This window comes from Actinomadura decatromicini (assembly GCF_008121305.1).
Classification (GTDB): Bacteria; Actinomycetota; Actinomycetes; order Streptosporangiales; family Streptosporangiaceae; genus Spirillospora; species Spirillospora syzygii.
Genome location: NZ_VSRQ01000001.1, coordinates 1309623 through 1323920, shown reverse-complemented (window position 1 = coordinate 1323920; position 14298 = coordinate 1309623). Strand labels below are relative to the sequence as shown.

Sequence of the window (14298 nt, the reverse complement as noted above, 5' to 3'; positions counted from 1 at the left end):
GAGCCTTGGTCACTGTCGCACACGCCCGCGCGGGAACGCCTCACCGGCCCATGGCGGCCGGGTCCGACTTCACCGTCCCCCATCAGGGTGCCGCGCCGCCGGGGCGGCACCGCCCGGCAGCAGACCCCCGAGGTGAAGCGCCATGTCGATCGACGCCCGTTCCTCCAGCGAATCCCCGCAGGCCCTGTCCCCTCGGCGGCCGTCCCGGTCCGAGCGTCCGCGCGCGGCCGAGAGCATCGCGTTCCGCCGTCTCGCCGGACCGTTGCGCGAAGACCCCCTCCGCGCCCTTTCCCAGATCGTGCAGGAGCGGGACGGCGCGATCACCCGCCTGAACCTGGGACTGGTCCGGCCCTACCTGGTGACGCGGCCCGACGACGTCAAGCACGTCCTGGTGACCCGCGCCAGGGACTGCTACCCGCGGCAGGGCATGATGTGGGACGCCATGCAGCGGCTGGTGGGCGACAACATCGGCGGCGAGGGCGACAAGCACGCCGAGGCGCGCCGGGCGCTGCAACCCCAGTTCGCCGCCGGGCACCTGCGGGAGGTCTACCCGGGCTGGGCGCCGGTGGTCACCCGGGCCGTCGACGACCTCGTCCAGCGCCGGGCGCCGGGAGAGGTCTTCGAGATCTACTGGGAGGCGACCCGGGTCATCCACCGCGCCGTCAACGACCTGTTCTTCGGCGGACGGATCAGCGTCGAGGACGCCGAGCTGGTGGGCCGGGCGGTCCGGACCGCGACCACGTCGATCGTCCCGCGGCTGCTGGTGCCCTGGATGCCGAACTGGATCCCGCTGCCGGGCGACCGGCGGTTCCGCAGGTCGGTGCGCACCGTGGACCGCGTCATCCAGCCGCTGGTGGAGGCCGCGCGGAAACCGGGCAACGCCGGGATCGCCTCGATGCTGGCGCGGCGCGGCCGTACAGACCGGCAGATCCGCGACGAACTGGTCGCGCTGGCGGTCGCCGGGAGTGAGAGCACGGCGGTCGCGCTGAGCTGGCTGCCGGTGGTGCTCGCCGACCATCCCGACGTCGCGGCCCGACTGTACGCCGAGATCGATGCCGAGATCGGCTCCGACCCTGGGGCGGACGAGCACGGCACGCCGACGCTGGAGCAGCTCGAACGGCTCACCTACACCAAGCGCGTCCTGCGCGAACTGCTGCGCATGTACACCGTCGGCTGGATCATCCCCCGCGTCGCGCAGCAGGACGACGTGATCGACGGCGTGCGCATCGCCTCCGGATCGATCGTCGTGATCAGCCCGTACCTCACCCACCGGCTGCCGCGGGCCTGGCCCGATCCCGACCGGTTCGATCCCGACCGGTTCACCCCCGAGGCCGAGAAGGCCCGCCAGAAGCAGTTCCGGGACGGGGTGCCCGACCTCGCCTTCGGATATGGGCACCACGCCTGCCTGGGGCAGCAGTTCTTCGAAATGGAGGCCCTGCTCATCCTGGCGTCGCTGCTGCGCCGCCATCGGCTGAGCCTTCACCTGCCGGCCGGCTCGGCGCCCATCCGGCCCAAACCCGGCCTGGCGCTGAACCCGGACCGGGACGTCCAGGTCACCCTCGAACCGCGCGTCTGACCGTCGCCGACCGCGCTCGACCAGGGCCCGCCCCGTCGTGCCGACCGCGCTCGACCAGGGCCCGCCCCGTCGTGCCGGGCGCGGTCGCACGCGCCGGTGCGAAGAACCCGAACCGCCGCCGTCCCGACAACGGAGCCGCCTCCATGCAGCCAGCGCACCAGCTCAACAGGCAAGCGTCCCAGGAGGGGGAGCCGGCGCAAGCCGAGGACGTGACCGAGCGCCTCCGGATTCAGTGCGAGGACGACCTGCGGTCCACCATCGCGCGCTACAGCGACCTGTTCCCTTCCGACGTCTTCGACGGGGGACTGCCGCGCAAGCTGGCCGGGGCCATCGTCGCGCAGGCGCCCGGCAGCACGGCGGCTCTCCTGGCGCACGAAGCGCGGGCCTCGCTGTGGGTCTTCCCGGTCGACTGGCTGATCGACACCCGCGCACGCTCCCGCGAGGAAGTGCGCGGCCTGCGACAGCGATGCCTGGCCGTCGCCGACGGCGCCGACCCCGAGCCCGGGGACGCGGTGGGAGCGTTCCTCGCCGAGTTGCGCGACGACCTGGCCGCGTATCCCGCCTTCGCCGAACGCCGACCGCTGTGGCGGCGGCACCTGGCCGCCATGCTCGCCGCCATGGTCCGCGAATGGGACTGGCGGTTCGCGCGCGCCGCGTCCGACCCGCGCGAAGGCCCCGCAGCGCCGCCGACCTTCGAGGATTACCAGGACAACGCCGACAACTTCGGATCCACCTGGGTCAACGTCGTCCACTGGATCGCGCACGACGAGCCCGGGGTCGCCGAGTGCCTGCCCGGACTGGTGGACGCCAGCCAGCGCGTCCAGCAGACGTTGCGGCTGTTCAACGACCTGGCCACCTGGCAGCGGGAGCAGAACACCGGAGACCTCAACGCGCTTCGCCTGGTGACACCCGACGTCCTTGAGCGGCGGATCGGCGAACTGCTCACCGAATGCGCGGCGCTGATCGACGCCCTCGCCGGCCCCTGTCCGGACGGCGCCGACTACCTGCGCCGGCAACTGCGGTACTCCGACGCCTTCTACTCCGCGGGCGACGACTATTGGCGGCGACTTTGACCCGCGCGCCACCGTAATGCGGCGCCCGGCAAAGCCCGACTGTCCCCGCTCGTGTGGCGAGCGGCACGAAGCCGACATTCCACATTCCCGGCCTACCCGGCGTTGCTAATGTGCTCCGCGTGGCTGGTGGCGTCCCGTACGGCCGGTGTCCTCCGGACCGGGACCACATCACCCCTCCCTCCCCCGGGTCGCTGGATTTGAGGAATTGCCGATGCCTGTGCGTCTCCGTAAGCGGAATCGTCCGTCGAACCTCCGGTTGGGCCAGAAAATCACCCTGTCGCTGGTGGCGTTGTTCGCGTTGTGGGCCTTCGCCGCGTGGGTGACGATCAGCGACGGCATCGGCCTGTACGTGGCGGCTCAGCGTGACAGCCAGGTCGGCCGACCGACCAAGACGTTGGTCAACCATCTGCAGGACGAGCGCCGCGCCTCGCAGCTCGAACTGGGACGTGCGGCCTGGGCGCGTCCGGGCACGCGGCGGGTGTCGGCGGAACTGGCCGCGCAGCGCGCGCAGACCGACCGGTTCGTCCGGGAGTGGCGGCTCACCACGGCCAAGACCGACGACCAGAAGACCAAGGGGCACGTCCGTCAGGTCGCCGCCTATCTCGACCGGCTGCGGGCGGTCCGGCAGCAGATCGACACCGGCGCCATCAGCCGCAACGAGGCGATGCTGGTCTACAACCAGGCCATCGACGAGTGCTTTGAGATCAGCCGGGCCACCGCCGAACTGGACGACAAGGACGTCGCGGCCGACGGTCGCGCGCTGATCGAGCTGACCGTCGCCCGCGAGTCCCTGTCGCGCGAGAACGCCCTGGTGACCGGGATCCTGGCCAGGGGACGCTTCGACGCGGGGGACCACAACCGGCTGGTCGCGCTGGCCGGGATCCGGCAGGCCGACTCCGACACCGCCGCCCGCCACCTGCCGCCCACCGACCGGCCGCGCTACCAGCGGCTCACCGGCTCCAACCTCTACCGGACCTTGGAGGGCCTGGAGAGCAGGCTCATCGAGCAGGTCCGGCCCGGCGGACGGCCCTCGGTGTCCCTCGAGCAGTGGCGGCAGGTCACCCAGCCCACCCTGGACCAGCTCGACCAGGTCATCGACGCCGGCGGTGACGACCTGGTCGGACGGGCCAAGCCGGGCGGCACCCTGGTGATCGTCAAACTGGTGCTGGTCGCCGGTCTCGGCCTGCTCGCGCTCCTCACCGCCGTCGTGGTCTCCATCACCACGGCACGTGCCCTGGTCGGGCAACTGCGGCTGCTCCGCGACGCGGCCCGCGAGCTGGCCGAGCAGCGGCTGCCCAGCGTCGTCGAACGGCTCGGGCACGGCGAGAAGGTCGACGTCGCCGCCGAGGCCCCGCCGCTCCAGTTCGGCTCCGACGAGATCGGGCAGCTCGGACAGGCGTTCAACGACGTCCAGGAGACCGCGCTGCGCACCGCCGTCGAGCAGGCCGAACTGCGCCGCGGCATCCGGGACGTCCTGCTCAGCCTCGCCCGCCGCACCCAGACGCTCGTGCACCGGCAGCTCACGATGCTCGACACGATGGAGCGCCGCCGCGACATCGAGGTCAAGGAACTGGAGGAACTGTTCCGGCTCGACCACCTCGCGACCCGCATGCGGCGCAACGCCGAGAACCTGATCGTCCTGTCCGGCGCGCTGCCCGCCCGTGGGTGGCGCGACCCCGTCCCGCTCGTGGACGCCATCCGCGGCGCGGTGGGCGAGGTCGAGGACTACACGCGCGTCACCGTCCTGCCGCTGGGCCCGATCAGCCTGAAGGGTTCGGCGGTCGGCGACGTCACCCACCTGCTCGCCGAGCTGATCGAGAACGCCGTGTCGTTCTCCCCGCCCGAAACCGCCGTCCAGGTCAGCGGGACGATGGTCGCCAGCGGCTTCGCCATCGACATCGAGGACCGCGGGCTCGGCATGACGGACGAGAAACTCGACGAGATCAACACGAGCCTCGCCGACCCGCCCGACTTCAACCTGCACAGCGCGCCCCAGCTCGGCCTGTTCGTCGTGGGGAGGCTCGCCCAGCGCCACGACTTGAAGGTCATGCTGAAGCGGTCCGCGTACGGGGGGATCACCGCGGTCGTGGTCATCCCGAGGGAACTGATCAGTGAGATCAAGGAACCGGTCGCCGTGCCCGAACAGGCCCGCCAGCTGGTTCAGGTCGGCGCCGAAGCCGCGTCGGCCGATGCCGCGCCCGCGACGACCACCGGCGGTCAAACACCGCTGCCTCCCGGCAAGCAGTCTTTGGCCCTGGTCGCGACGCCCGGCGACGGCGACGAGCGCGCCGCCGCCGCGCCCCCGGCCAAGTCCGAGCCCGAGCCCGAGCCCGAGAAGGCCATCATCACCGACCCCGCCACCCCGGGTGGACTGCCCGTCCGGGTGCCCCAGGCCAGCCTCGCCGCGCCTCTGAAGGAGGACCCGCCCGCCGCCGCGCCGCAGCCGTCCGAGGACGACGCCGACGCGACACGGTCGCCCGAGGAGGTCAGGCGGTTGATCGACTCCTACCAGAAGGCGACCCGCCGAGGCCGCGCCGACGCCGCCGACAAGGACCCGGACAGCGCCGAAGGCCCGACCGCATCCCAGGGCCCCGCCGCCGAGGACGACGACGCCTGACGGCCGCCGACCACCATCAACGATCTAGGTGACGACGAGCAGCGCCGTCCACATGGCGCCCGCCAGGCAAGGCAGCACATAGGTGAGGAGTGGCAGGGAGGAGGGGCCCCGTCCGCGCATCGTGTAGGTCTCGGCGAACTCGGGCAGCCGCTCACGGCACAGCCTGATGATCACTTTGAAGAACCGCAGATGCCGATGCCCGACGTACAGCCAGGTGAGGGTGAGGAGGAGGCCGAAAGCGATGATGACGCGCGCTGCGAACTCCGTGTCGGCGGCGCTGAGCGGGGAGCCGGAGGCTTTCGCTGACGAAATGATCGTCGCATAGCCGACCACAAGTAACGACTCCGCGACGAGGAAGAGGTTCGCCCGCTGAAAGAGCGTGGTGTCAATATGCACAGCGTGCTGCCAGAAGCGGTCTTCGGACCTGGCCTGAGCAGTCCCCGACGCCCTAGGTCAGGGGCCTGGATGGCAGTCGGTCGTGGTGGGTCACGCTGTGGCTCGTGCCAGGGTGAGGGTGCCGCCGCGGTCGACGTGGCGCAGGCGGGCGCCCATGCCGCGCCGGGTCACCTCGCGTTCGAAGTCGGACAGCGGCGACTTCATCACGGTGTAGTCGTCGTAGTGGACGGGGATCGCGGTGGCGCAGCCGGTGGTCTCCAGCCATTGCGCGCCCTGGCGGCCGTCCATGGTCACGGTGAGCAGCCCCAGAAGCCTGGTACCGCCGAGATGGACGAGCCCGGCGTCGATGTCGGGGTAGCGGCGGCGGATCTCGGCGAGTTCGTCGTACATGAGTGTGTCGCCGCTGATGTAGAGCCTGAACCGGGTGCCACCGCCGATCGGGCCGAACTCCAGAAGAGAGCCCATGACGGGTGGGAGCAGGTGGCGCAGAGGGCCCGGCCCGTGGCGACCGGGCAGGGCGGTGATCCGGATCTCGCGGTCTTCCTTGGAGAAGGACTCGGTATGCCAGGTGGGCAGGGCCGCGGCTTCCTGGAATCCGCGGTCGCGTAGCGCGCGGGCCGCCGCACCCGTGGTGACGATCGGCAGGCGGCGGTCGAGGTGCTGCTCGGCCACCCGGTCCCAGTGGTCGTCGTGCAGGTGCGACAGGACGACGCCGTCGAGCGCGGGCAGGCCGTCCACGGTGATGGCCGGGTCCTTCAACCGCCTGCTGGTGATGCCGTAGCCGAGATGGGCGCGCTGGCCCCGGCGCAGGAAGTTCGGATCGGTCAGCAGGGTCACCCCGCCGTACCGGATGATCGTCGTCGCGTTCCCTATGAAGGTCAGGGTGATCGCGTCATCAGGCATGGTTCCCCCGTTGACCTCGGCCGGTTCCAGGCCCGGGATGTCAGGACGGCCTGGTGATCTCCTGGCTGACCCCGCTGGTCACGATCTCGACTGAGCGGTCTTGCGTTTGTTGGCCTTCTCGATGGCCTTCACGAGCTCGTCCTTGGACATGGTCGAGCGGCCCGGTACGTCGAGTCGTTTCGCCACGTCGTAGAGGTGCTTCTTGGAGGCGTTGGCGTCCACGCCGCCCGCGGTCTTGCGGCGGGTGTTGCGTCCGCCCTCGGCCTGCGCGTCGGACGGGCCCTTGGCGCCCTTCTCCTTGGGCTCCCAGTGATCGCCGACCTTCTCGTGGGTGTGCTTGAGCGCCGAGTACGCGACGCGGTGGGCCCGCTCCCCCTCGCCGTACTCCTCGGCCGCCGAATCGTGCGCCTTGGCGAAGGTGCGCTGGGCCTTGGCGTCCGAACGCTTGATGGTGTCGGGCAGCTCGCTCTTCTTGGCCTTCCCCGTGCGGGTGCTCTTCGGCATCTTCAGACTCCTCCCGTCGTTCTCGCGCGTGTCGAGGCTCGGACTACCCGTTAAGCGGCGATATCCACCTGGGTCTGACGCTGATCCTCACCTGGAGCACTCGGCCAGGTCGGCCACGCGGTGCGAGCGAGGCGGGTCGAGGTGTCCGTGATCGGCCGTTCGGACGAACTGCTGCTCTAAGCCTTCTATTCGCGATGGGCACCCTTCCTGCTGCTCCTCGATCGAGGATTCTTCGGCTATCTCTGGCGTAGGGTCGTGGGTATGGGGACTGGGGAGGCGGGCGATTTCTTCGCTCGGGTCGGGGCCGCTCTCGTCAAGGAAGTCGAAAGTACACCGAGAAGGAATATCGGTCTTTCGGAAATCATTGATGAGTGCGTCTCTTTCGAGGGTGGCGACGGGGAGTCCGAGGCGGAGGCGCAGGAGCTCGGGGCGATCGTCGTCAGGGCCGTCGAACTGTGCGGGGACCCGGCCTTGCTCGATCCGCTGGACGAGACCGAGAGAGCGCAGCAGCTCCTTCATTTCGGGGTCCTCCTGTCCTACCTGCTCGAACACGAGGCCCTCGGGCTCGCGCCGCGTCCCTTGGACGGCTACATCGAGCTGATAGTCCGCAGCCCGGACCCGCGCCTCGCGGCGGTGTTGTGGATCACGGTCTCGGGCGTCCTCGAAGGCCTCGGCGCACGGGAGACCAGCAGTGCCGCCGACGCCCGGATCCAGTCCTGGTTGAAGGAGCGGGAACCAGAGTTCCGGGACGTCTTCCTCCGGGAGTCCCGGGGCGTGGCCTCGGCGGTCGGCGCGGCGCTCCACGACGAGGCCGAGAACCGGACGCACCGTTATCCCGATCTCCGAACCCTCATCGAGGAGGCCCCCGAAGAGGACGTCACTGACGCGCCCCTGAGGGAGAACGAGGCTCACCTGCGCGGGCTCGGCCACGGAGCCCTACGCGCGGCCTCTCTCTGCGAACAGGCCACCGAGATCGACGCGCTCTCACCTGAGGAACGCGCCGAAGGGCTCGCGGCGCTCGTCGCCTTCTTCCACTTCGTGGTCGAGAAGAAGATCTGGCACCTGGCGCCGCAGCCCCTGACGTCCTATCCGATCCTGTGCCCGCTGTTCGAGAACCCGGCCGTTCGGGCACACGCCGTCGGCTGTGCGGCGTCGATCACCAGGGAGAGCGGCCGCATCCAGGAGTCGTTCGACCTCCTGCTCACCCTCGAACCCGACCTTCCGGAGATCCTTCCCGAGCAGGTCGTGACGTTCCGGCTGCACGGCGCGAACACCCTGCGCGACCTGCGCCGTCTCGACGAGGCGTCCGACTGGTACGCCCAGGCCGAGCGGGAGGCCGAGAAGCTCGATCCGGACACGAGGGACGCCCTTCTCGATGACATCGCGCACCAGAGCCACCGAAGGTCCCACTACACCGGTCGCTCCGAAGAGCGTCCCGGCCATGGGACGGAGTACGACCCGAACCCCTTCCTCCCGGGATCGATCTTCAACGATCCCGAGCGGTGGCGGCGTCAGCCCTGGCAGTTGCTGACGCTGGCCCAGAACGCCAGGCAGGGCAACGATCCGATCACCGCGCACGAGGCGCTGACCCACCTGGCCGACGTGGCCGCCCCGGCCGACCATGACCTGCTCGCCTCGGCGCACCAGGAGGCCGCCGAGCTGGCCCACACGATCGGGGCACCGGGCCGGGTGATCCGCTGGCACGGCTTCCTCTCCCTGTGCGCCACAGTGCTCAGCGGCAACCACCGTGAGCTGGGCGGCAGGCTGTCCCGCCAGGCGACGCATCTGGCCTCGCTGGACGATCACCTGTCGGCCTTCACGCTGGCCCGTTGGGCGATGGGCGCCGACCACGTCCCGCTCTACACGGCCGGAATCCAGGCCGACATCGGCTACGTGCTGCTGCGCAACGGCACCCTCGAAGTCGCCAGGGACAGGTTCGAGACGTCCCTGGCGTCCGTTCCCGGCGACGGACTCGTCCAGGCGCAGAAGGTCATGGTCGAAACGCTGCTCGGCCTGCCCGCCTCCGAGGACGACGAGCCGCGCCGACGCCTGTCGCCGACCGGGGAGCGGGGAGCGGCGCGCTGGCACGCGGCGGCCGGACTGCTCTCGGTTCCGGCCGACGGGCTCGGGACCTGGTTCGACCTTCTCCGGTACTCCAAAGGCCCCGTCACGCAATGGGCGCCCGACCTCCAGACCATGCTGGAGTCGTTCCAGCGGCTGCCCGAAGGGGACGGGCGTCCCAACGTCTTCGGCAACGCGCCCGTCGACGACGTCAAGGCCCGGGTGTTCGAGGCCCTCTACACCCGAGGACTGTTGGCGCTGCTCGACCGGTACTGGAGCGTCCCGCGCTGGGCCGGTGCGGCCTGGGCGCTGGCCGGCGGCGGTTCGGTGGAGGCGCGGCGCGAGGTGGGGCTCGACCTCATGGTGGCGGCGCCGGCGAAGGAACGGGCCCTGACGCTGGCCGCCGAGGCGGGTCCGCAGGTCACCGAGGCGGAACGGCGCGGGGTCGCCGCGCACGTCGACCGGTTGCTGGCGCTCACCTTCCTGCCCGCTTCGGCCGCCGAGGCGTTCGGGGACGCCCATGCCGCCGCCGCGGAACGCCGCTGGGCGGCGGAGTTCGTCGCCGCCCATGGCGGCGGGCTCGCGTTCCGCGTCCGGCACGTCGACGACCCGGACGGGGCGGGGGCGCGGAGCGACGAACAACAGAACCGCTACTGGGACGCCTTCCAGCGGCTGCCGATGCGGCTCCAACTGGCCATCGCGAAGATCGGGGAGCTGCGACAGACCGCCGCCGAGGCGGGCCCGGTGCGTGACCTCCGCTCGATCGAGAACACCACCCTGGCGTCTCTCGCCCCCGAGGACGCCCAGGCCATCCGGGAGGTGTTCGCGCTGAGGGCGAGGGCCGAGGAGGTCCTGCCCGCGCACACCGACCGTCTGCGCGACGAGATCGGCGGCTGGTTCGCCCGTCCCGGGCTGGCCGCCCTCGACCTGGTCCAGGGCGCGGGAGCGGCGCATGCGATCGCCTGCCGGTCCGAGTCCGGGCGGGACGTCACGGTCTCCGACATCGCGGTCGGACGGGCCGAGGCGCAAGCCGCGGTCGGCGCGCTCCGGGTGGCTCCGGCGGTCCCGGAAGCGGCGGAACACCTGGCAGCGGCCCTCCGGGAGACCGTGGGCGAGGCGGAGGAGGTGTCGCTGCGGCTGCGCGAGCCGTGGGAGCAGGTTCCGGTCGAGAACCTCCCCGACGCCACCGGACGTTCGCTGGCTCAGGACCATGTGGTCGTCCGGCGGCACGGCCGGCGTCCACGCTTCGGGTTGGCGACGGTGCCCTTCCCCGACCGGGTCGAGGTGCTCGGCGACCCGATGGGCCCGCAGGACGCGCTCGGCCTGCCCGGTGCCTTGGAAGAGGCCCGTGCCGTCGCGGCGCTGTTCGGCACGGCGCCGGTGCTCCAGGAACAGGTCACCTGGGAACGCCTGCGCTACAGTGCCCGCACCGCCGACCTCTTATGGTTGTCGACCCATTGCGAACCCGTCCCCGAACTCGGCGGAGCCGCCGCCCTCCGCCTCCACGACCGCTGGGTGCTGCCCTCGGAACTGGCCGCCCTGGACGTCAACCCGGGCCTGGTCGTGGTCCTGACGATCTGCGCGGGCGGCCGAGCCGTTCCTCTGGGCCGGGTGAGCGAACCCCCGACCGCCACGGCCTTCCTCCGCGCCGGAGCCGACCTCGTGATCTCGCCGCTCCGTCCCATTCACGATGAGACCTGGTCACCCCTGATCGTGGACGCGCTGACCCACACGCTGGACACCGACCCCACTCCGGCCACCCTGGTCCGGGCCCTGAACGCCGCCACCCCCACCACCGAACTCTCCGCCCCCTGGATCATGCACGCCTGACCCCTTCCACTTTCTCCCCGGAGCCTTGATGCGCCTAGAACTTGAGAACAGCGGCCTGACCCCGGAGGATCTGGCATCCCTGGGCGACTTCACGCCCGCCCAGAGCCCCACCGGACACCGAGGCCCCACCACCGACCTCCTGGTGGGCATCTCCGTCAACCTGGCCAGCGGCACCCTCACCGCCGCCGCCACCGGCCTCTGGATGGCTTGGCGTCACCGCCGCCAACAGTCCCTCCGCGAGGCCGACACCGCCACGGTCCACGTGGAGTTTCAAACTCCCACCACGACCCACACCGCGATCATCCAGTTCCACACCACCGGCACCGAAGCCGCCCAAACCCTGGCCGCCAGCGCACCTCCCGACACCCACACCGTCCGCATCACCTTCCCGCCCTCCTAAACGGCTCGTTCGGGTTCCGGCTGCCTTGGTCTCGTCCCCGGTCTATGGGCCCGATAGCCTGCGCATGTGCTGAAACCGGTGTCTGGGAGCGACCGGGATGGCTGACGCCGAAGACGTTCGCCGATTGGCGCTCGCACTACCTCACGTGGTCGAAATCGACAGCGACGGGTTCGATTTCCGGGTCGGCGGCAAAGGGTTCGTCTGGTCCTATCCCGAGCGCAGACCGGGTAAGTCGCGCGTAATCCGGACCGACATCGCCGTCCTGTACGTCGGCGACGAGGCGGAGAAACAGGCGTTGCTCCTCGGTGAGCCGGAACGTTTCTTCACCACGCCCGCCTACGACGGTTTGCCTCTGGTCATGCTGTGGCTGAGCGAAGTGGACCGCGACCGTCTGGAGGAACTCGTCACCGACGCCTGGCGCATGCGCGCCCCGGACACGCTCGCCGACGACCTCGACACCGCCGCCGAGCAACCCGGCACAGACCCAGGCTGAGCGAGACCGCTGTCAGCGCGGGCCGCGTCGCAGGCCAGAGTGTGCACGAGACGGCGAGCCCACTAATGAGCCGGGGGAGTCTGATTCAGGGGGAGGCCATCAATCGGGTCGTGGTCTGTCAGGTGGGTGTGGCGAGGCAGGGCGGGTGCGGGGTTTGGCGTTAGTCCTGGGGCGCTATGGGCAGAGGGCGCGGGGACGCGGAGACAGATGCCGCCACGACGACGTTGTCGCGCCGGGCCGCCCAGGTTCAGCGGGGCGGGGCGCGGGCGGCCGTGCTCGGGGTCAACGACGGCCTGGTCAGCGTGCTGTGCATCATCCTCGGCGTGGCGGGCGCCGGGTCGGGGCAGACGGCCGCGCGACTGGCCGGGGTGGCGGGGATGGTCGCCGGGGCGGTCTCGATGGCCGCCGGCGAGTGGATCTCGGTGACCGCCCAGGTCGAGCTGTTCAAGGGCGTCCTGGGAGATCTGCGGCGCATCGTCCGGGACCAGCCGGGCGCGGTGATCGGCAAGCTGGAGGAGATGCTCCAGGACGCCGGGCTGCCGTCCGACATGGCGCGCGCGGCCGCGCACGAGGTGGCGCGCGACGAGGGGACGCTGTTCTCGACCTCGGCGCGCCGCGTGGTGGGCGTCAACCCGCAGGAGCTGGGCTCGCCCTGGCGGGCCGCGGTCTCGTCCTTCTGCCTGTTCGGGCTGGGCTCGCTGGCGCCGCTGCTGCCCTGGTTCTTCATCGGCGGCCGGACCGCCGTCGTGCTGTCGATCGCCGCCACCGGCGCAGCCGGGCTCGCGGTGGGCGGGGTCGTCGCCTACTCCAGCGGACGCTCCGTCCTGTACGGCGCCGTCCGCCAACTCCTCATCATCCTGCTCGCCGCCGCCGTCACCTATTACGTGGGCGCCCTGTTCGACGCCACCTGGCATGCAGGATCGGGAACGCGATAAGCCCGCGAACCATGTATTGATTGGGTTGTGTGAATTGCGGGAGAAAGGCTCATCGGGTTTCGGTGAGATGGCTGTGAAACGCTTTCCTTTGCTGCTGTAGCGTCCGGGTATGGCGATTGGCCGTGGACGCGCTGCTGGGGCGGTGCGATCCTTACAGGTATGCGCGGGTTCACCGGGATAATGGGGCTGCGAAGTCGGGAGCCGGTTTGAAGGGCGGGGCGCGGAAACCCGTCCTGGTCTTGATGGGATCCGGGGAGACCGCTCCGACGATGGTGAGCGTGCACCGGGAACTCGTCGCTCGGCTGCGTCCGGCATCGGCGGTGCTCCTGGACACGCCCTACGGCTTCCAGGAGAACGTCGCCGAGATCTCGGCGCGGGCGCAGAGCTACTTCGAGCGCAGTGTCGGGTTACAGGTGGACGTCCCGCCGGGTCTGCGCGGATCCGCCGAGATCGGCGCGGGCGGGGAGGCCGACGGCGACGTGGGCCTTGCCGCGGTGCGCGGCGCGGACTGGGTGTTCGCCGGTCCGGGCAGCCCGTCGTACGCCCTCGCGCAGTGGCGGGACCGTCCGGTGGGCGAGGCCCTGGCCGACCACGCGCGGACGGGACGCGCCGCCCTCGTGTTCGCCTCGGCGGCGGCGTGCACGCTGGGCGCGTACGCGCTGCCGGTCTATGAGATCTACAAGTCCGGCGCACGCCCGCACTGGCTGGACGGCCTGGACGTCCTCGGCCGGCTCGGGCTGAAGGTCGCGATGATCCCGCACTACGACAACGCCGAGGGCGGCACGCACGACACCCGGTACTGCTACCTCGGGGAGCGCCGGTTGCGGGCGTTGGAGCGCGAACTCCCCGACGACGCCGCCGTGCTCGGCCTGGACGAGCACACCGCCGCGCTGGTCGACGTCGGCCGGGACGCGGTGGAGGTGCGGGGACGGGGCGTCATGACCGTCCGGCGGCGGGGGGAGAGCGTGATCGTGCCGTCCGGCGGGTCGGTGAGCCTGGCCGAGCTGCGTGCGCTGGTGCGCGGCGAGGCCGCGCGACCGGCGGCCCGGCGGCGGCGGGACGAGGACGCGGCACCGGCGGCGCCCCAGGCGACCTTGCGGGACACCGTCGTCGACTGCGAGGAACGCTTCGAGACCGGGCTCCGCGAGCGCGACGCCGAGGCACTCGTGCGGGCCGTCCTGGACATCGACGCCGCCGTGGCCGAGTGGGCCGGCGACACCGAGGAGGACGAGGGCGGCACCGACTGGGCCAGGGACGTGATGCGCAGCCTGATCGTCCGGCTCGGGCAGACGGCGGGCCGTGGCCTGACCGATCCCCGCGACGTGCTGGAACCGGTGGTGGAACCGCTGATCGGCGTCCGCGCCGAGCTTCGCCGGACGGGATGCTTCGCGCTCGCCGACACCGTTCGGGACGTGCTCCAGACGATCGGGGTGGAGGTCCGCGACACACCGGACGGCACCCATTGGCGCCCCGGCGCCTCCTGACGAGCGGGGGCCGGGAATGACGCGCG

General features: G+C 71.1%; 11 protein-coding genes and 1 pseudogene. 8 read left to right on the top strand and 4 right to left on the bottom strand.

Annotated features, from left to right (window positions below; translation table 11 throughout):
* Positions 1-142: 142 nt before the first annotated feature.
* From FXF68_RS05370 to FXF68_RS05360, 3 genes are all read left to right on the top strand, one after another.
* Positions 143-1576, top strand: a complete 1434-nt coding sequence (locus FXF68_RS05370; RefSeq protein WP_148757739.1) for a cytochrome P450 — start codon at positions 143-145, stop codon at positions 1574-1576.
* Between the two features lie 143 nt (positions 1577-1719).
* Entirely contained in the window at positions 1720-2649 is a 930-nt protein-coding gene (locus FXF68_RS05365; RefSeq protein WP_148757738.1) for a terpene synthase family protein, read from the top strand.
* A 283-nt stretch (positions 2650-2932) separates the two neighbouring features.
* A complete protein-coding gene (locus FXF68_RS05360; protein ID WP_246178326.1) occupies positions 2933-5266 on the top strand; it encodes a sensor histidine kinase in 2334 nt (777 codons plus the stop codon).
* 24 nt (positions 5267-5290) lie between these two features.
* Here the strand turns inward: FXF68_RS05360 and FXF68_RS05355 are convergent.
* The 4 genes and pseudogenes from FXF68_RS05355 to FXF68_RS05340 all read right to left on the bottom strand — a co-directional run.
* Positions 5291-5665, bottom strand: a pseudogene (locus tag FXF68_RS05355) (RipA family octameric membrane protein); the annotation flags it as partial.
* Positions 5666-5752: 87 nt separating this feature from the next.
* Complete coding sequence (locus tag FXF68_RS05350; protein ID WP_148757735.1) at positions 5753-6565, bottom strand: MBL fold metallo-hydrolase; 813 nt, start codon at positions 6563-6565, stop codon at positions 5753-5755.
* 78 nt (positions 6566-6643) lie between these two features.
* A complete protein-coding gene (locus FXF68_RS05345) occupies positions 6644-7069 on the bottom strand; it encodes a ChaB family protein (RefSeq protein WP_148757734.1) in 426 nt (141 codons plus the stop codon).
* Between the two features lie 87 nt (positions 7070-7156).
* Positions 7157-7588 (bottom strand): hypothetical protein, encoded by a 432-nt coding sequence (locus FXF68_RS05340; RefSeq protein ID WP_148757733.1) that lies wholly within the window; start codon positions 7586-7588, stop codon positions 7157-7159.
* Between FXF68_RS05340 and FXF68_RS05335 the strand changes: the two genes are divergently transcribed.
* The 5 genes from FXF68_RS05335 to FXF68_RS05315 all read left to right on the top strand — a co-directional run bounded on the left by FXF68_RS05335 (position 7541) and on the right by FXF68_RS05315 (position 14272).
* A complete protein-coding gene (locus tag FXF68_RS05335; RefSeq protein WP_148757732.1) occupies positions 7541-10960 on the top strand; it encodes a CHAT domain-containing protein in 3420 nt (1139 codons plus the stop codon). The two genes, FXF68_RS05340 and FXF68_RS05335, sit on opposite strands and share 48 nt — an antisense overlap.
* Positions 10961-10988: 28 nt before the next feature.
* Complete coding sequence (locus FXF68_RS05330) at positions 10989-11360, top strand: hypothetical protein (RefSeq protein WP_148757731.1); 372 nt, start codon at positions 10989-10991, stop codon at positions 11358-11360.
* 97 nt (positions 11361-11457) lie between these two features.
* Complete coding sequence (locus tag FXF68_RS05325; RefSeq protein WP_148757730.1) at positions 11458-11853, top strand: MmcQ/YjbR family DNA-binding protein; 396 nt, start codon at positions 11458-11460, stop codon at positions 11851-11853.
* 176 nt (positions 11854-12029) lie between these two features.
* Positions 12030-12788: a VIT1/CCC1 transporter family protein gene (locus tag FXF68_RS05320; RefSeq protein ID WP_148757729.1), complete on the top strand. Its 759-nt coding sequence runs from the start codon at positions 12030-12032 to the stop codon at positions 12786-12788.
* Between the two features lie 269 nt (positions 12789-13057).
* Positions 13058-14272 carry a hypothetical protein gene (locus FXF68_RS05315; RefSeq protein ID WP_187437739.1) on the top strand — a complete coding sequence of 405 codons (1215 nt, stop codon included), beginning with the start codon at positions 13058-13060 and terminating at the stop codon, positions 14270-14272.
* Positions 14273-14298: the final 26 nt, after the last annotated feature.